The organism is Aurantimonas coralicida DSM 14790, from assembly GCF_000421645.1.
Classification (GTDB): Bacteria; Pseudomonadota; Alphaproteobacteria; order Rhizobiales; family Rhizobiaceae; genus Aurantimonas; species Aurantimonas coralicida.
On record NZ_ATXK01000003.1, the window covers coordinates 199384 to 215654 of the forward strand.

Sequence of the window (16271 nt, forward strand, 5' to 3'; positions counted from 1 at the left end):
CTCGTTCCTTTTGCGGGGTGCCGCCGTCCCCGCGGGTTGGGCGGCTACATGTCGAAGCCCGATTCCTCGATGGCCATGAACTGCCGGCCGATCGTGCCGACCGGGCGGTAGAGCCGCGCCGTGCGGTTGGTCTCCAGATCCGCAAAGAAATGCCCGGCCCAGGAGCCGACATGCTTGCGGAAGAAATCCTTCTGGACGGCAAGCGGCTGGATCTGCCCGAAGCTGCCCTCGATCAGCCCGGCCATCATCTCCATCAGAGCGCCGGCGTGATCCTCGGGATCGCGGCTGTCCTCGGAGCGGGCGATGCCCAGCGGCACCATGTCGGAGCGCAGCCGCGCCAGCGGCTTTTCGTTGAGAAATCCGGTCAGGTAGTAGGAGCCGTAGGGCACGAGCTCGCCGCGCCCGACACCGATGAACAGCTCCTGATATTCCTCGCGGGCTGCGGCGAGCGAAATCGCGCGCGCCTCGCCGGCGAGATCGCCGATGCCCCGGCCGAGCGGGCTGTCATCGCCGGACAGGCCCTGCAGCATCGCCAGCAACGCCTCGTCGGCCGGACGCGCCAGAAGGCGCGCAAGCAACCTGTAGAGGTTGGCGCGCAAGGCCTCGGCCTCGGCCGGTTCCGTCGTTACAGCGAGATTGTGGTTCTGCAAGGCTGTTCTCCCACTCCAGTAGAGCAACAAATCGTCCGATTCACAACGGTTTTCTGGCCCTGCGGCAATGTCGCCGAGCGGCTTGCTTAAACATGACTGTTTCACTCATATTTATATACTCTGCGTTGCGTACGACTTCCCGGGGCACGTCTCGCAACTGCGTTCGAATACAACGCAGATGCGGTAACGATTGCTTAAGCTGGACGAAAAGGGCGTTCCCGGGCATAATCTCCCACGACGACGCAAGCAGGCGGACGAAACAGGAGAAAATGCAGGATTTCGCGAACTCATTTGCACTGGCAGGTCATCTGATCCTGTCCGGTGATCCGGAATTGCTGGCCATCGTCCTGCTCTCGCTCAGGGTGTCCCTGACCGCTGTTCTAATCGCCGCGGCGGTCGGAATGCCGCTCGGTGCGCTCCTCGCCGTCGGCCGTTTCCCGCTCCGACGCGTCGCCATCGTGCTGTTGAACGCCCTGATGGGGCTGCCGCCGGTCGTGGTCGGCCTGCTGGTCTATCTGATGCTGTCCAATGCCGGACCGCTGGGCGTGCTGCAGCTGCTCTACACGCCCACCGCGATGATCATCGCGCAGGTTGTCCTGGTGGTGCCGATCATCGCCGCTTTGACCCGCCAGGTGGTCGAGGATCTCGACGCCGAATATTCCGAGCAGCTCCGCTCCTTCGGCGTCTCGCGTCTCGCGGCGGTGCCGACGCTGCTCTGGGACGGGCGGCACAGCCTCGTCACCGCGCTGCTGGCCGGTTTCGGCCGGGCCATCGCGGAAGTCGGCGCGGTGATCATCGTCGGCGGCAACATCAACCACGTGACCCGGGTGATGACGACGGCGGTGGCGCTGGAAACCTCGAAGGGCAATCTCTCGCTGGCCCTCGCCCTCGGCGCGATCCTGCTGATCATCGCCATCGCCATCAACGCGTCGGTCGGGCTCATCGGCGCCGGCCGCCCGCAGGCCGCCCATGCGTGACGATATCGCCCTTGAGCGGAGCGACGCCGACCTGTCACCGGTCCAAGCGCTCCCGGCCGCCGGCACGACCCAGGCCTCGGTCCTGCCGCTGCAGGCCGAGAACCTTGTGTTCCGGGCCGGCGGGCGGACACTCTTGGACGTTGCCGGACTGACCATTGCTGCCGGCGGTCCGACCCTGATTCTCGGGCCGAACGGCGCCGGCAAGAGCCTGCTCCTGCGGTTGCTGCACGGGCTGATCACGCCGGCCTCCGGGCAGTTGCGCTACAATGGCCAGGGTCTCGACAAGGCCGTGCGCCGGCGTCAGGCCATGGTGTTCCAGCGGCCGGTGCTGCTGCGCCGCTCCGTCGCCGCCAATGTCGACTACGCGCTGAAGGTCCATGGCATGCCACGCATCGCGCGCCTCGAACGCGTCGCCGCGCTCCTGGCCATGGGCGATCTGGCGGCCCGCGCAAACCAGCCGGCGCGCACCCTTTCGGGCGGCGAGCAGCAGCGTCTGGCGGTGGTCCGTGCGATCTCGACCGCGCCCGACATCCTGTTCATGGACGAGCCGACATCGAGCCTCGATCCGGGGGCGACCCAGGCGATCGAGAGCCTGCTGCGCCGCGTCGCGGCGGCCGGCACCAAGATCGTCATGGTCACCCACGACATCGGCCAGGCGCGGCGTCTGGCCGCCGAGATCGTGTTCGTTCACGGCGGCCGCATCGTCGAGCAGACGCCGGTCGACCGGTTTTTCTATGAGCCTGTTTCACAGCCGGCGCGGCAGTTTCTCGCCGGTGGGCTGGTTCTGTAACGCCGTTCGCGGCGAAGGAGGGGAAAGCATGAAGACGCAACTGATCGGGGCCATCGCCGCCGCCACGCTGGCGCTGGGCGCCATGGTCGCTCCGGCGACGGCCGAGGAGAACTTCATCGTCGTCCAGTCGACGACCTCCACCCAGAATTCCGGACTGCTGGACGCCATCCTGCCGGCCTTCATCGAAAAATCCGGCATCGAGGTTCGCGTTGTCGCGGTAGGCACCGGCCAGGCGATCAAGAACGCCGAGAATGGCGACGGCGACGTGCTGCTCGTTCACGCCAGGCCCGCCGAGGAGAAGTTCGTCGCGGCCGGCGGCGGTGTCGAGCGCTTCGACGTCATGTACAACGATTTCGTCGTCGTCGGCCCCGCCGCCGATCCCGCCGGTGTCGCGGGCATGAAGGACGCCGAGGCCGCGCTCGGGAAGATCGCGGCCGCCAAGGCGCCCTTCGCCTCGCGCGGCGACGACAGCGGCACCCACAAGGCCGAATTGCGCCTCTGGAAGGACGCCGGGATCGACCTCGCCGCCGCCTCCGGCAGCTGGTACCGCGAAACCGGATCGGGCATGGGCGCCACCCTTAACACCGGAATCGGCATGGGCGCCTACGTCCTGACCGACCGGGCGACCTGGATTTCCTTCGGCAACAAGGGCGATCACACGGTCGTCGTCGAGGGCGACCCGGAACTGTTCAACCAGTATGGCGTGATCCTGGTGAACCCGGACAGGCATCCGGCGGTGAAGGCCGAAGCAGGGCAGGCCTTCATCGACTGGCTGACCGGAGACGAGGGGCAGGCGGCCATCGCGAACTACAGGGTCGATGGCCAGCAGCTGTTCTTTCCGAATGCCGACATGACCGGCGATCGAAGCTGACACCGGCGCGCTTTCACGGCTGCCGGTCAGGGGCCGGGCGCGTTGTAATGTACCGTGCCTGCCGCGCGGACATCGTAGCCGCTCATCTCGGCCGCCCTGTCGTGGAATTCGGGCGTGTGCAGGAACCGCATCAGCGCCTGCAGCGGCGGCTCGAAGAAGGCCTGCCGCCAGACCAGCAGATCGGTGCGGTCCTCGGCCAGCGGCACGAAACCGAGTCGGTACTGGGCCGCCATCGCCGCCAGCCCGAAGCCCGCATCCGCCTTGCCGTCCAGCACCAGCCGGGCGACGTCGTCCTCGGTCTTGGCGACGCCCGGCGGGCCGGCGAGCGCCGCCGGGTCGAGCCCGGCTTCCATCGCCAGCGCCTCGAATAGCTTCTGGCCGCCGGCGCCGGGCTGCCGCCGCGCAAAGCGCAGCGGCGCCAGATCGGTGACCGCCTCGATCGCATGCGGATTGCCGGGGGCGACGATCAGGCCGCATTGGCGGCGGGCGAATTCGATCAGCACCACCGGGGCGTCGCCCAGCATGTCGCGCACCGTGGCGACATTCCAGTCGCCACCGGCTTCGCGAATATGGGTGGCACAGGCCGCCGCCTCGCGCCGCGCGACCCGGCCGATGCCGTCGGAGCTGCCGTCGAAGAAGGCGGCCAGTCCGCTGCCCGACTGGCGCAGCGCCCATTCCAGCAGCGGATCGTGACTGCCGGCGAGGATCATCGGCAGTCGGGTTTCGGTCGCCACCGGCCCGGAGCGCGCGGCGGCCATCCAGGCGGCGACCTCCTCGCGCGGAAACAGCAGCTTGCCGACCACGCGGATGCAGGGCACCTCGCCGCTGGCCGCCAGGTCGTAGACCTTGCGCTCCTTGATGCGCATGAGATCGGCGAGTTCGCGGGTGGTCAGATAGGTGGGCGCGGTATCGGACATCGCTCCATCTATCGCCAAGCGTCCAGCGGCGGCAACGTCTCTTCGCCGTCGCACGCGCTGCGAACCGGCAGGACGCATGGCATCTCGACCGGGCTTTCCTTCCTCGCATAGAAGGGCAGGGACCCCGCCGGGCGGGCAGGATGCAGCGAAGGGACGGGTGCCAGGTGGAACAGCGCATATTCGGCATCACCGGCTGGAAGAACTCCGGCAAGACGACCCTGACGGAGCGGCTGGTGACCGAGATCACCGCCCGCGGCTACCGGGTCGCGACGGTCAAGCACGCCCACCATGCCTTCGAGATCGATCGGGAGGGCACCGATTCCTTCCGCCATCGCAGCGCCGGCGCTGGCGAGGTGGCGATCGTCTCGGGAACACGCTGGGCGCTGATGCACGAATTGCGCGGCGCGCAAGAGCCGAGCCTTGCCGACATCGTCGCCCGGCTGTCGCCCTGTGACCTGGTTCTCGTGGAGGGCTACAAGCGCGAGCCGCACCCCAAGATCGAGTGCCGGCGACAGGAGGCACGCGATCGCCGGCCGATGCAGGACCACGCACCAGGCATCGCGGCGATCGCCGCCGATCATCCGGTGACCGACAGCGCGCTGCCGGTCTTCGGCCTCGATGACATCGCGGCCATGGCGGATTTTGTCCTGGCCGAGACCGGTCTCGCCGGAGCGTCGGGGCCGGACTGACGCCGGCCGGGCGAAAGGCTACCAGCGCTTGCGGCGTTCCTCGAAGCGCTCGCGCCGTTCGCGAAAGCGGCTGTCGCCGCGCTGGTCGTCGCGGGTCCGGTCATTGTCGAAGCCGCGGCCATAGTCCCAGTCGCCGTCCGAGCCCCAATCCCGCCGATCCTCGTCCCGGTCGCGATGGTCCGCACGATGCCGGTCGTCGCGATCGCGATGATCGCGATCATGCCGGTCGCCATCCCGGCGCCTGTCGTCGCGCCGGCCATCGCGTCCGCGGCCGTCGTGGCGTGCGCGCTCCTCGGCGCGCCAGCGCGGCGCGTCGCGGAAATCGTAGAGATACCGGTCGGCGTCGAGACTGCCGCGGTCGATCCCGTCACGGCCGCCTCGGTCGCCACCGCGCCGGTGACGACGCCCGTCGCCGCGATGCTGCACGAGGCGGAATGCTCCGGCCGGTTCGCCCGCCGGGGCCGCGCTGGCGGGGGCGACGCTGGTCGCGATGCCGGACGCGAGCGGAACCGGTCCGGGCGCGACAACCGGCTGGGCGAGCCCGAAGCTCAGGAGGACGAGGGACGTTGCGAGCATGTGCCGATGCCTCCGGGGCGAGGAACGATGAGGTCCGCGATCATGGCGCGGGCCGGATGAGGTGCCGATCCGCGCGGCGCTGGATCAGCTGGAACGCGGATCGTCCGACTGCCGGACGGCCGGGCCACGGCATCCATGTGGTGCCCGCGCGTCAGCGGGCGATGCGCAGGCTGGAAATCTGTTCGGTGATCGACTGGAAGGCGGCGGCCAGCTCTTCCTGGCTCTGGGCGTCGTAATAGAGCTTCTCGCTGGCATCGATCAGGCCGTTCGAGGCGCAGTCCTCCATCAGCTTCTTCACCGGTTCGCCGTCGCGCAGGTCGAAGGCGATGGTGAAGATCAGGATGCCGTCCGTGCCGCCGGGCTTGCGGCCATCGGCCTTCACGTTCTCGCAGACCTTGGCGACGTTCTGGTCCATGGCGGCGACATAGCTGTCGACGCTGTAGTCCTTCGCGTTGCCGGTGGTGCCGTCGTAGATGCGGCCGGGCTTGCGGGTGCTGCTGCCATGGGAATAGGCCGCGCCATAGCCGTAGGAGCCATAGGTGGAGCGGTTGTAGTCGCGGATCTCCAGCGGCCGTCCGCCGGAGTTCAGATTGTAGGTGTTGTTGCCGTCGGTCATCAGCACCAGCACCTTCAGATTGTCGGGCTCGTCGTGGCTGCGGCCCTCGGTGAAGGGCGGCCGCGCCGTCAGCAGCCGCCAGCCCCAAGCCAGGCCGTGCGGAATGTTGGTGGCGCCCTGGGCGTCCATCACGTCGATGGCGTCGGTCACTGTCTTGAGCGTCTTGGTCAGCGGCGTGATCGGCGTCGTCGCGCAGGTGGAGTTCGGGCCCCAGTCGCTGCGATTGCTGCTCGGCGTCGTGATCGAGTAGCCGCTGTCGAAATACTTGGCGACCTTGGCCTGCTCGGCCATCGCCTCCTTGGCCGAGTCGGGCGATCCGCTGCCGCTGTCGAGATAGTCGTTCCAGCCATAGGCGGAATCGTCGTATTCGTCCGGCGCGAAGGTCGGCACGAACAGCGTCTCCGGCTTGGAACTGACCGGCTCGGTGTCGGTGGCGGCGAGCCCGTTCGGCCGCGCCTCGACGCAGCCCCGCCATGTGCCGAACTGGCTCTTGTAGCGCGCATTGTCGTAGACATAGAACCGGGTCAGCGGCTCGCCGGTGGTGATCCGCGTCCAGTAGGACCCGTTGTACCGCGCCAGGGGCGTGCCACTGGAGGGCGAGGTGTAGACCCAGCCCCTGTCCCGTATCCACTCCCAGCCGCCGCTGGTCGCGCCGGACAGCCAGCCGCCCCAGTCGAGATTCTCGTGATGGATCGGCGAGCGGCCCTGCGTGTCCATCCAGTCGGCATTCTTGTATTGCGGGCCGACATTCACCGAACTGGAGAACGGGACGACCGCGAACTGGACGGGAAACTCTTCGGTCGAGCCCTTGTCGGCCGACAGGAACTGCTCGGCGAGGTCCTCGGCGGCGTCCTTGATGATGTCGATCTTGCTCTTGGTGCCGCCCGAGCGTGGCCGGTCCTGCATCGAGCCGGAATTGTCGAGCACCAGCGCCAGCTCGATCGAGCGGTTCTGCACGACGATCTCGCTCTTGGCGTAGAGCGGGAACTGCCGCCAGTCGAGCGTGCCGCCGGTGACCCACATCAGCGCATCGCCGAAGAAGGTCGGCAATTGCCGCCGGGCGGTGACCTTGAGGATCGTCAGGCCGTCCTCGCGAAACACGCCGTCATAGCTGAACTGGGTGGTGCCGCGCGTCTCCTCGCCGGCATTGTGGAAGAAGAAGGCTTCCGAGACGCTCTTGAGATAATCCGCGTCCTGGGTTCGGCCGTACTCCCGGCCGGCGGCGAGGGCGGCGACGTCGGCCGCCTGCTGCAGGCTGCGATTGGCGCCGTAGATGCCCGACAGGTCCACCGCGGTCGCAAAGCAGAGCGCGAGGACCGGCAGCGTCAGTCCGAAGACCACGGCGACATTGCCGGTCTCCTCGCGACGAAACCGCATGATCCTCGTAAATATCTGCACCGGGTCTCCCATGTGTCGCCACGACGAAAACACCCAGCATAGGGACATACAGTTGCGATAAGGTTGCCGGTATCGTTCGCATATGCAGCGTCCGGGATTGTCGTGCTGCGATGGGGTTTCGCCGCGTGCCGGCGCCCGGCCTTCGCGGTGCGCCGGGTGGCTGGCATCGGGCCGCGGGCGATGCCATGGTGCGTTCGGCGCGGGGCACCGGACGATCCTGCGAGGAGGAGACGACCATGGACATCAAGCGCGGGGGATCGGTCCCGACACGGCGCGGGCCGGCCAGCTATTTCACCGGCACGGTCTGGCAGGACCCCATCATCGAGGCGCCGGAGCCGGCACGTGTGCGCTCCAACCTGGTGACCTTCGAGCCCGGCGCGCGCACCGCCTGGCACACCCATCCGCTAGGCCAGACGCTCTATGTGACGGCGGGGGCCGGGCGGTTCCAAACCGAGGGTGGGCCGGTCGAGACGATCCGCGCCGGCGACGTGATCTGGATCCCGCCGGGCGAGAAGCACTGGCACGGCGCCGGTCCCGACACGATGATGACCCATGTCTCGATCCAGGAGGCGCTCGACGGCGTCGCCATCGACTGGCTGGAGCATGTCAGCGACCTGGATTATGCCGCCGCGTGAGGGCGGCGCCGGTGCCGCGCGCCGGCCCTGAAACGCAAGACGGCGCCCCGGTTGCGGCGCCGTCTGCGATGATCGGGTCTGGCCGGCTCAGGCGGCGACGGCGGACGGGGCTTCTTCCATCGCCCGCATGTAGAGGTCGAGCAGCGTCTCGTGCTCGTCCCGCTCATCCTTGTCCTGCTTGCGCAGCTTGATGATCTCGCGGATCACCTTGACGTCGAAACCCTCACCCTTGGCCTCGGCGAAGACTTCCTTCTTGCCGTCGTTGAGGTCCTGGATCTCGCTCTCGATCTGCTCGATGCGCTCGACGAACGAACGGATCTGTCCGCCCGCAATCATGGCCGTGTCACTCATGGTTTCTCCTTTGCGAATCCGGAGCCGCAATATCGACGGGGTCGGTAACCGGATCCTTAACTCTGGCGATCCCGCGCGACTGACCTGTGGACGAGGGGCGAAGCGATATGTCCGCAAGGGCCGCCGGATGGGCCGCGCCGTCACGGCGGTCCACGCTTCCCGGGGAGGTGGGCGATGACCCTGCGCCTCACAGACCATGACCGCGCACTGCTGAACGGCGAGGCGGGCGCCGCCGCGGCCTTCGCCATGCAGATCCTGACCGGCTTCGCCCGGTCGGTGGGCGCCGAGGCACTGCTCAACATCGCCGGCGCCCATGTCGATGGCTGCCTCTATCACGGCGCCGTCAGCCTCGATTTCGTCGAGCGGCTGCTGGCCGGCGGCGGCCGCGTAAGAGTGCCGACCACCCTCAATGTCGGCTCGCTCGATCTCATCCATCCCGAGCTCGTTCGCCTCGACGCCGGCGAACGGCAGCCCCGGCGGCGACTCATGCAGGCCCACGAGGCGCTGGGCTGCCAGGCCCCCTTCACCTGCGCGCCCTACCAGACCCTGTTCCGGCCGCGCTTCGGCGAGCAGGTGGCCTGGGGCGAATCCAACGCCATCGTCTTCGCCAATTCGGTGATCGGCGCGCGCACCAACCGCTATGGCGACTTCATCGATCTGTGCTGCGCGATCACCGGCCGGGCCCCGGCCTATGGCCTGCATCTGGACGAGCACCGCCGCGGTCGGGTGCTGTTTCGACTCAAGGGCTTTGCGCCGTCGCTCACGCCCGACGATGCCCTCTATGTGGCGGTCGGGCTGATCATCGGTGCGGCCTCCGGCGAGCTTGTTCCGGTGATCGAGGGCCTGCCGCCGCCGCGCGACGAGGACCAGCTGAAGGCTCTTGGCGCTGCCGCCGCCTCCGCCGGTGCGGTCGGCCTGTTCCACGCGGTCGGCATCACGCCGGAAGCCCTGACGCTGGCGGACGCGTTCGGTGGCCACGAGCCGGACCGCGTCGTTGCGATCACGCCGGCCTCCGTCGATGCCGTTCTCGCCCGCCTGTCCACCGTGCCGGAGGGCGCGCCGATCGACGCGGTCTGTCTCGGCACGCCGCATTTCTCGCGCGGCGAATGGGACCGGCTGCTGCCGCTCTTGCGCGAAATCCGGCCGGACCGCGGCCTGCCGATCTACGTCAACACCAGCCGCGCGACCCTGGACGGGCTGCGCCGCGACGCGGCGCTGGCGGGACTGGAGGGTTCCGGCCTCGTTCCGGTCGTCGACACCTGCACCTATGTCACCGCAATCTTGCGCGACATCGACGGGGCGGTGATGACCAATTCCGGCAAATGGGCGCATTACGCACCCGGCAATATCGGCGTTTCGGTCGGCTTCGGCTCGCTGGAGGACTGCATCCTCTCCGCCGCCAGCGGCAGGGTCGTGAGGACGCGGACATGACGCGCACGGGGACGGTCGTCGTCGCGGGCCGCGCGGAAGGGACGGCACTGGTTCTTGCCGAACCGCTCAGCTTCTGGGGCGGGATCGACGTGGAGACCGGCGCCATCATCGATCATTCGCACCCTTCGCTCGGTGCCAGCGTCACCGGGCGCATCCTAGTCATGCCCAGCGGCCGCGGCTCGTCGTCCTCCGCCTCTGTCTTCGCCGAATCCATCCGGCGCGGCACCGGGCCGCTTGGCGTGCTCTTGGCGCACGCCGATCCGATCCTTACCGTCGGCGCGATGGTCGCCGCCTCCCTCTACGGCCCGGACTGCCCCATCGTCGTCTGCGACATCGCCGGCATTGGCGACGGCGATGTCGTGGCGATCGACGCCAGCGCCGATGCCGGTGATGGCGCCGTCGCGATCCGCCCGGCGTGACACGCTTCGTAACAGGCGCATGCCTTGACCGCGGCCGTCCATCCCGACGAAGAAGAGCCGGGGATTTGCGAGGGGAATCGCAAAGGGGGAACCTGCCGGCATGAAGATCACCGCCATCGAGACGCTGCGGACCGAGGAATTCGCCAATGTCCTCTGGGTGCGCGTCCACACCGATGCGGGGATCATCGGGCTCGGCGAGACCTTCTACGGCGCCGGCGCCGTCGCGGCGCACATCCACGACACGCTGGCCGGGCGCCTGATCGGCCGCAATCCGCTGCATATCGAGGCGCTGTCGAAGGAGATGGTCAATCTGCCCATGGCGCAATCCTCGACCGGCGTCGAGTACCGCGCCGCCTCGGCGATCGACATCGCGCTGTGGGACATCTTCGGCAAGCTCTGCGACCAGCCGGTGCACCAGATGCTGGGCGGCCTGTGCCGCGACCGTCTGCGCATCTACAACACCTGTGCCGGCACCCGCTATGTCAGCTCGAGCAACATCCGACCCGTGTCGAACTGGAATCTCGGCGAGACGTCCGGTCCCTACGAGGACCTCGACGCCTTCATGACCGATGCCGGCACGCTGGCCGAGGACCTCCTCGACAATGGCATTGACGCCATGAAGATCTGGCCCTTCGATCCGATCGCCAACGAGACCGGCGGCCTCTACCTCACCGCCGAGCAGATGCGGCGCGGGCTCGAGCCCTTCGAGAAGATCCGCAAGGCCGTCGGCGACAGGATCGACATCATGGTGGAGTTCCACTCGCTGTGGAACCTGCCGGCCGCCAAGATGATCGCCAAGGAACTCGAGCCCTACAAGCCGATGTGGTTCGAGGACCCGATCCGCATGAACTCGCCGCAGGCGCTCGCCGAATATGCCCGCTCGACCGACGTCTGGGTCTGCGCCTCCGAGACCCTCGGCTCGCGCTGGCCCTACAAGGACATGCTCGACCGCGACGCCCTGTCGGTGGCGATGGTCGATCTGTGCTGGTCCGGCGGCCTCACCGAGGGCCGCAAGATCGCGGCGCTCGCCGAAACCTGGCACCGGCCCTTCGCACCGCATGACTGCATCGGCCCGGTCGGCTTCGTCGCCGCCGTCCACATGTCATTCAGCCAGCCCAACACGCTGATCCAGGAATCCGTTAGGGCCTTCTATCGCGGCTGGTATACGCAACTCGTGACCGCGGTGCCGAGAATCGAGGGTGGCTACGTCTACCCGATGGAGGGGCCGGGCCTCGGCGTCGAGCTGAAATCCGACGTGTTCGAGCGCGCCGATCTCATGCGCCGCATCAGTGAAATCTAGAGGGGAAGACACCATGACCGAAACCGCATCCTTCGACCTGACAGGCCGCACGGCGCTGATCACCGGCTCCTCGCGCGGCCTCGGCAAGGCGATGGCGCAGGGACTGGCCGAGGCCGGCGCGGTCGTGATCCTCAACGGGCGCAATGCCGAGACGGTCGCTGCCGCCGCCAAGGAACTGCGCGACGCCGGCCACACCGTCCACGAGGCGATCTTCGACGTGACCGGCGAAGCCGCCGTGGTCGCCGCCTTCGAGAAGTTCGACGCCGAGGGCCTGGAGATCGACATCGTCATCAACAATGCCGGCATCCAGCATCGCCAGCCGATGCTCGAACTGGCCCTGGCCGACTGGCAGCGGGTGATCGACACCAACCTCACCAGCGCCTTCCTGATCGGCCGCGAGGCCGCCCGCCGCATGGTTCCGCGCGGCCGCGGCAAGATCATCAACATCGGCTCGCTGACCAGCGCGCTCGCCCGTGCGACGGTGATCCCGTATACGGTCGCCAAGGGCGGCATCAAGCTCCTGACCCAGGGCATGGCCGCCGAATGGGCCGCGTCCGGCATCCAGGCCAATGCCATCGGACCCGGCTACATGCTGACCGACATGAACGAGGCGCTGGTCGCCAACAAGGATTTCGACAACTGGGTGAAGAGCCGCACGCCGGCCGGGCGCTGGGGCCAGCCGGAGGAACTCGTCGGCACGGCGATCTTCCTGGCGTCCTCGGCCTCCGACTACGTCAACGGCCAGATCATCTATGTCGACGGCGGCATGCTGTCGGTCCTCTAAGACCGCGAAAGCTGGAGACACCATGAAAGCGATCGTTGCACACGGCCCCCACGACCTCCGCATCGAGGAGCGCCCCGATCCGGGCGCGCCGGGGGCGGGTGAGGTGCGGCTGCGCGTCCAGTCGGGCGGCATCTGCGGTTCCGACCTGCATTACTACCACCATGGCGGCTTCGGCACGATCCGCATCAAGGAGCCGATGATCCTCGGGCACGAAGCCTCGGGCATCGTCGAGGAACTGGGCGCCGGCGTCTCCGGCCTCGCCATCGGCGACCGGGTCGCGATCAATCCGTCGCGGCCCTGCGAGAACTGCGAATACTGCCGCCGGGACATGCGCAATCATTGTCTCGACATGGTGTTCAGCGGCAGCGCCATGCGCTTCCCGCATGTCGAGGGCATGTTCCGCGAAGTGCTGGTGGTGCCGGCGGCGCAGGCCGTGCCGGTGGGCGCGGCGACCGATACAGGCCTGGCCGCGCTGGCGGAGCCCTTCGCCGTCTGCCTGCACGCCGCGCGTCAGGCCGGTCCGCTGCTCGGCGCCAGCGTGCTCGTCTCCGGCTGTGGCCCGATCGGCTGCCTCGCGGTGGCCGCGGCCCGCCGCGCCGGGGCGGCGCACATCACCGCCTGCGACGTCGTCGACGAACCGCTGGAGACCGCCCGCAAGCTCGGCGCCGACGCGGTGATCGATCTCGGCAGCGACCGCAGCGGGCTCGACGCGCTGAAGGCGGACAAGGGCCGCATCGACGTGGTGTTCGAATGTTCGGGCAACCCGGCCGCCGTCACCACCGCCGTCGAATGCGTGCGGCCGCGCGGCCGGCTGGTCGCGGTGGGCAATGGCGGCCCGGTCGAGTTCCCGCTCGCCTCGCTGGTGGCCAAGGAGATCGAGATGGTCGGCTCCTTCCGCTTCGACACGGAATTCGCGCTGGCCGCGGATCTCGTCTCGCGCCAGCTCGTCGATCTGGCGCCGTTGATCAGCCACAGGATGCCAGCGGGCCGGGCGGTGGAGGCCTTCGATCTGGCCAGCGACCGCAGCCAGGCGATGAAGGTGCAGCTCGACCTGACGGACTGGACCGCCGCGACCTGAGCGTCGACAATACCGGAAAGGCACGCCGGCCTTTCCGGCGTCTGACGATGACAGGAACGGACCGCCGCGCATGCTGCAGAATCCGCCGGCCGAGCCGGGCATGGCCGAGGACGAGGTCGACACCCCGGCGCTCCTCGTCGACCTCGACGCGCTGGAACACAATCTCGACCGCATGGCGGCCTTCGCTGCCAGGGCCGGCATCCGCCTGCGGCCCCACGCCAAGACCCATAAATCACCGGTCATCGCGCATTGGCAGGCCCAGCGTGGTGCCGTCGGGCAATGCGTGCAGAAGGTCGGCGAGGCCGAGATCCTCGCCTGGGCGGGCGTTCCCGACATTCTCATCACCAACGAGATCGTCTCGCCGCGCAAGCTGGCGCGCGTCGCGGCGCTGTCGAAGATGACGAACATCGCGCTCTGCGCCGACGATGCGGGCATGGTGGACCTCATCGAGGCCGCCGCCGAAGCGGCGAGTTGCCGGTTGACGGTGCTGGTCGAGATCCATGTCGGCGCCAATCGCGCCGGGGTCGGCTCGCCGGCCGCCGCCATCGCCCTGGGCGAGCGCATCGCAAGCAGTCACGCACTGATCTTCGGCGGCCTGCAGGCCTATCACGGCGGCGCCCAGCATCTGCGCGACCTTGATGCGCGCCGCGCCGCCATCGCTTCGGTGGCCGATGCCGCCCGGGCGGTCGTCGACGGTCTTGCCGCGAGGGGAATCGCCTGCCCGGCGGTGACCGGCGCGGGCACCGGCACCTTCGAGCTGGAGGCGGCGAGCGGCGTCTTCACCGAATTGCAGGCCGGCTCCTACGCCTTCATGGATGCCGATTACGGCCGCAACCGCCCGGCGCCGGACTTTCGCCAGTCGCTGTTCGTCGCGGCGACCGTGATGAGCGCGGCGCGCGAGGGTGTCGCGGTGGTGGATTGCGGCCACAAGGGTATCGCCATCGAGAGCGGGCTGCCGTTGGTCCACGAACGGCCCGGCGTGACCTATGCCGGCGCGTCGGACGAGCACGGCCAACTGGCCTATGCGGCGGGCACGACACTGTCGGTGGGCGAGCGCCTGCGGCTGGTGCCGGGGCATTGCGACCCGACGGTCGATCGCTACGACTGGTATGTCGGGGTGCGGGACGGCTGGGTCGAGGCCGTCTGGCCGGTTGCCGCACGCGGCATGATGGCCTGAGCGGCGATGATCCGGAGACCGCCGCCGCTCAGGAATATCGGGCTCAGACGTGGTGGATCACGTCCGAGCGGGGCGGCGGGCCCTGCAGGGTGTTGATCAGGAACTGCAGGCCGAGCGCGCCAAAGCCGATCGGCAGCATGCCGTAGGGCAGCCACATCGGCGTGCCGAAGCCGCTCGAGACGCGTTCGCCATAGGCCCAGGCATCGTAGGCCATGAGGCCGCCGCGCCAGGTGATGATCGCGCAGAACACGCAGCCGACGATGCCGACGATGGCGGACAGCACGCGCCGCCCGTTGCTGCCCATGCTGTCGGGCAGGAGCGTGATGCCGATATGCTCGCCGCGCCGCTGCACGTCCGCCGCCGTCATGACCGCCAGATAGACGACCAGGAAGGCGTTGATCTCTAGGCTCCACGACGTCGGCGCCGCGAAGATGTAGCGCATCGTCGCGTCATAGGTGATCGTCAGCGCCATGAAGGCGAGCACGACCTGGCCCATGATTTGCAGAAGCCTGGCGAAATGTTCGAACAGCCTGACCGGAACGGCGAGCATGATGGTTCCCCTTACGCGTCTTCGCCGTGCGCGAGCGCAATGGCGCGGCGGCCGACCTCTTCACCGACCTCCGAGACCCAGCTCTCGCGGACATTGGCGCTGATCTCGTTGAAGCGCTCCACGGCGGCCTCGTCGGGCTCGATTTCCTCGATGCCGAGCTCGCGGAAGGCCGGCCAGTACTTCTGCTCGAAATAGTCGGTGTTGGCGACCTGGGCACTGTGGGTGTCGAACCATTCGACGCCGTCCATGAAGGCGTCGCGCACCGCCTGGTCCATCGCTTCCCAGCGATCGGTCTGGACGAACACGCCGATGGCGAAGCCGGTGAGCGGCATGCGGTAGACGTGACCGACCTGCTCCTGGATGCTGCGGCCGTTGATCGTCGAGATGTTGGCGACGGCCGCATCGACGGTGCCGCGCTGCAGCGCGAGATAGAGCTCGGAGGAGGGGATACGCACCGAAGCGCCGCCCAGATCCTCGATCGCCTTGGTCGCCTCGAAAGAGACGACGCGGATCTTCTTGCCCTCGATGTCGTCGAGATTGCGGATCGGCGCGTCCTTGGTGCTCCAGATGTATTCCGGCTCCATGATGCCGCCGCCGAGGCTGAGGACGGTGAGGCCGTTCTTCTTCAGCTCGTCCTGGATGAGCTGGAACAGCGGCGAACCACGCTTCAGCCGGTCGGGATTGCGGGCGAGGTCGCCGACGACGCCCGGCAGCCCGGTGATGCCGAGGATCGGCAGCGAACGGGTGACGTAGGACGTGGTGTGGAACATGAAGTCGATGGTGCCCGACCGCAGCGCCGGCAGCTGCTCGTCGGCCGACAGCAGGCGGCCGGAATCGTAGAAGTCGATGGCGACGGTTTCGCCGGCCTTCTCGTTGATCCGGTCGACCAGGCCCTGCGAGCCATAGGCGAGATCCGCGTAGGACGGCGGCAGGTAGGTGACGCCCGTCAGCTTCTGGGCGGCGGCGGCCTGCCTTGTGGTGCCAAGGCCCAGGGCCGAAGCCAGCGCGACGGCGCCCGTGGTGGTGATGAGCCTGCGTCTGTCGATGGTCATGTCTTTTCCT

18 protein-coding genes are annotated in these 16271 nt (G+C 68.2%); 11 read left to right on the forward strand and 7 right to left on the reverse strand.

The genetic code is table 11. The annotated features are described in order from the left end of the window. Positions 1 to 44 precede the first annotated feature (44 nt). Positions 45 to 650: a TorD/DmsD family molecular chaperone gene (locus H536_RS0109475; protein ID WP_029702982.1), complete on the reverse strand. Its 606-nt coding sequence runs from the start codon at positions 648 to 650 to the stop codon at positions 45 to 47. 269 nt (positions 651 to 919) lie between these two features. On the opposite strand from H536_RS0109475, the gene H536_RS0109480 reads away from it, so the two are divergent. The 3 genes from H536_RS0109480 to H536_RS0109490 are packed head-to-tail and all read left to right on the forward strand — an operon-like array spanning position 920 to position 3288. Beyond that, entirely contained in the window at positions 920 to 1627 is a 708-nt protein-coding gene (locus H536_RS0109480) for an ABC transporter permease (protein WP_024350248.1), read from the forward strand. After that, positions 1620 to 2417, forward strand: coding sequence for an ATP-binding cassette domain-containing protein (locus H536_RS0109485; RefSeq protein ID WP_024350249.1), 798 nt, complete (start codon positions 1620 to 1622; stop codon positions 2415 to 2417). Before H536_RS0109480 ends, H536_RS0109485 begins: the two co-directional genes overlap by 8 nt. A gap of 28 nt (positions 2418 to 2445) precedes the next feature. Further along, the gene (locus H536_RS0109490) at positions 2446 to 3288 is read left to right on the forward strand and encodes an ABC transporter substrate-binding protein (RefSeq protein WP_024350250.1); all 843 of its coding nucleotides are present in this window, start codon (positions 2446 to 2448) and stop codon (positions 3286 to 3288) included. A gap of 26 nt (positions 3289 to 3314) precedes the next feature. Here the strand turns inward: H536_RS0109490 and H536_RS0109495 are convergent, their stop codons facing one another. Continuing rightward, complete coding sequence (locus tag H536_RS0109495) at positions 3315 to 4205, reverse strand: helix-turn-helix transcriptional regulator (protein WP_024350251.1); 891 nt, start codon at positions 4203 to 4205, stop codon at positions 3315 to 3317. Positions 4206 to 4345: 140 nt separating this feature from the next. Here H536_RS0109495 and mobB point away from each other — a divergent pair, with 140 nt between their 5' ends. Continuing rightward, entirely contained in the window at positions 4346 to 4894 is a 549-nt protein-coding gene (mobB, locus tag H536_RS0109500; RefSeq protein WP_029702986.1) for a molybdopterin-guanine dinucleotide biosynthesis protein B, read from the forward strand. Positions 4895 to 4912: 18 nt separating this feature from the next. Here mobB and H536_RS23225 read toward each other — a convergent pair whose 3' ends face one another. Next, positions 4913 to 5470 (reverse strand): hypothetical protein, encoded by a 558-nt coding sequence (locus H536_RS23225; protein WP_024350253.1) that lies wholly within the window; start codon positions 5468 to 5470, stop codon positions 4913 to 4915. Between the two features lie 151 nt (positions 5471 to 5621). After that, positions 5622 to 7463 carry a VWA domain-containing protein gene (locus H536_RS0109510; RefSeq protein ID WP_024350254.1) on the reverse strand — a complete coding sequence of 614 codons (1842 nt, stop codon included), beginning with the start codon at positions 7461 to 7463 and terminating at the stop codon, positions 5622 to 5624. Positions 7464 to 7720: 257 nt separating this feature from the next. On the opposite strand from H536_RS0109510, the gene H536_RS0109515 reads away from it, so the two are divergent. Further along, the gene (locus tag H536_RS0109515) at positions 7721 to 8119 is read left to right on the forward strand and encodes a (R)-mandelonitrile lyase (protein WP_024350255.1); all 399 of its coding nucleotides are present in this window, start codon (positions 7721 to 7723) and stop codon (positions 8117 to 8119) included. Positions 8120 to 8206: 87 nt separating this feature from the next. Here H536_RS0109515 and H536_RS0109520 read toward each other — a convergent pair whose 3' ends face one another. Next, positions 8207 to 8470 carry a DUF2312 domain-containing protein gene (locus H536_RS0109520; protein WP_024350256.1) on the reverse strand — a complete coding sequence of 88 codons (264 nt, stop codon included), beginning with the start codon at positions 8468 to 8470 and terminating at the stop codon, positions 8207 to 8209. 174 nt (positions 8471 to 8644) lie between these two features. Here H536_RS0109520 and H536_RS0109525 point away from each other — a divergent pair, with 174 nt between their 5' ends. From H536_RS0109525 to H536_RS0109550, 6 genes are all read left to right on the forward strand, one after another. Beyond that, on the forward strand, positions 8645 to 9901 hold the full coding sequence (locus H536_RS0109525) for an aconitase X (RefSeq protein WP_024350257.1): 1257 nt from the start codon (positions 8645 to 8647) through the stop codon (positions 9899 to 9901). Beyond that, a complete protein-coding gene (locus H536_RS0109530; protein WP_024350258.1) occupies positions 9898 to 10320 on the forward strand; it encodes an aconitase X swivel domain-containing protein in 423 nt (140 codons plus the stop codon). The genes H536_RS0109525 and H536_RS0109530 overlap by 4 nt, the downstream gene beginning before the upstream one ends. A gap of 100 nt (positions 10321 to 10420) precedes the next feature. Then, positions 10421 to 11620 carry a mandelate racemase/muconate lactonizing enzyme family protein gene (locus H536_RS0109535; RefSeq protein ID WP_024350259.1) on the forward strand — a complete coding sequence of 400 codons (1200 nt, stop codon included), beginning with the start codon at positions 10421 to 10423 and terminating at the stop codon, positions 11618 to 11620. 13 nt (positions 11621 to 11633) lie between these two features. Beyond that, positions 11634 to 12404, forward strand: a complete 771-nt coding sequence (locus H536_RS0109540) for an SDR family oxidoreductase (RefSeq protein ID WP_024350260.1) — start codon at positions 11634 to 11636, stop codon at positions 12402 to 12404. A 22-nt stretch (positions 12405 to 12426) separates the two neighbouring features. After that, complete coding sequence (locus H536_RS0109545) at positions 12427 to 13482, forward strand: L-idonate 5-dehydrogenase (RefSeq protein WP_024350261.1); 1056 nt, start codon at positions 12427 to 12429, stop codon at positions 13480 to 13482. A 70-nt stretch (positions 13483 to 13552) separates the two neighbouring features. Beyond that, complete coding sequence (locus tag H536_RS0109550) at positions 13553 to 14659, forward strand: DSD1 family PLP-dependent enzyme (RefSeq protein WP_024350262.1); 1107 nt, start codon at positions 13553 to 13555, stop codon at positions 14657 to 14659. Positions 14660 to 14702: 43 nt separating this feature from the next. Here H536_RS0109550 and H536_RS0109555 read toward each other — a convergent pair whose 3' ends face one another. Continuing rightward, positions 14703 to 15209 carry a TRAP transporter small permease gene (locus H536_RS0109555; RefSeq protein ID WP_024350263.1) on the reverse strand — a complete coding sequence of 169 codons (507 nt, stop codon included), beginning with the start codon at positions 15207 to 15209 and terminating at the stop codon, positions 14703 to 14705. Between the two features lie 11 nt (positions 15210 to 15220). Then, positions 15221 to 16261, reverse strand: coding sequence for a TRAP transporter substrate-binding protein (locus H536_RS0109560; protein ID WP_024350264.1), 1041 nt, complete (start codon positions 16259 to 16261; stop codon positions 15221 to 15223). Positions 16262 to 16271: the final 10 nt, after the last annotated feature.

Bases quoted from the DNA above. Each gene is read 5' to 3' on its own strand.
- H536_RS0109480 (WP_024350248.1), top strand. From the start codon at position 920: ATGCAGGATTTCGCGAACTCATTTGCACTGGCAGGTCATCTGATCCTG.
- H536_RS0109485 (WP_024350249.1), top strand. From the start codon at position 1,620: ATGCGTGACGATATCGCCCTTGAGCGGAGCGACGCCGACCTGTCACCG.
- H536_RS0109490 (WP_024350250.1), top strand. From the start codon at position 2,446: ATGAAGACGCAACTGATCGGGGCCATCGCCGCCGCCACGCTGGCGCTG.
- H536_RS0109495 (WP_024350251.1), bottom strand. From the start codon at position 4,205: ATGTCCGATACCGCGCCCACCTATCTGACCACCCGCGAACTCGCCGAT.
- mobB (WP_029702986.1), top strand. From the start codon at position 4,346: ATGCAGCGAAGGGACGGGTGCCAGGTGGAACAGCGCATATTCGGCATC.
- H536_RS23225 (WP_024350253.1), bottom strand. From the start codon at position 5,470: ATGCTCGCAACGTCCCTCGTCCTCCTGAGCTTCGGGCTCGCCCAGCCG.
- H536_RS0109510 (WP_024350254.1), bottom strand. From the start codon at position 7,463: ATGCGGTTTCGTCGCGAGGAGACCGGCAATGTCGCCGTGGTCTTCGGA.
- H536_RS0109515 (WP_024350255.1), top strand. From the start codon at position 7,721: ATGGACATCAAGCGCGGGGGATCGGTCCCGACACGGCGCGGGCCGGCC.
- H536_RS0109520 (WP_024350256.1), bottom strand. From the start codon at position 8,470: ATGAGTGACACGGCCATGATTGCGGGCGGACAGATCCGTTCGTTCGTC.
- H536_RS0109525 (WP_024350257.1), top strand. From the start codon at position 8,645: ATGACCCTGCGCCTCACAGACCATGACCGCGCACTGCTGAACGGCGAG.
- H536_RS0109530 (WP_024350258.1), top strand. From the start codon at position 9,898: ATGACGCGCACGGGGACGGTCGTCGTCGCGGGCCGCGCGGAAGGGACG.
- H536_RS0109535 (WP_024350259.1), top strand. From the start codon at position 10,421: ATGAAGATCACCGCCATCGAGACGCTGCGGACCGAGGAATTCGCCAAT.
- H536_RS0109540 (WP_024350260.1), top strand. From the start codon at position 11,634: ATGACCGAAACCGCATCCTTCGACCTGACAGGCCGCACGGCGCTGATC.
- H536_RS0109545 (WP_024350261.1), top strand. From the start codon at position 12,427: ATGAAAGCGATCGTTGCACACGGCCCCCACGACCTCCGCATCGAGGAG.
- H536_RS0109550 (WP_024350262.1), top strand. From the start codon at position 13,553: ATGCTGCAGAATCCGCCGGCCGAGCCGGGCATGGCCGAGGACGAGGTC.
- H536_RS0109555 (WP_024350263.1), bottom strand. From the start codon at position 15,209: ATGCTCGCCGTTCCGGTCAGGCTGTTCGAACATTTCGCCAGGCTTCTG.
- H536_RS0109560 (WP_024350264.1), bottom strand. From the start codon at position 16,261: ATGACCATCGACAGACGCAGGCTCATCACCACCACGGGCGCCGTCGCG.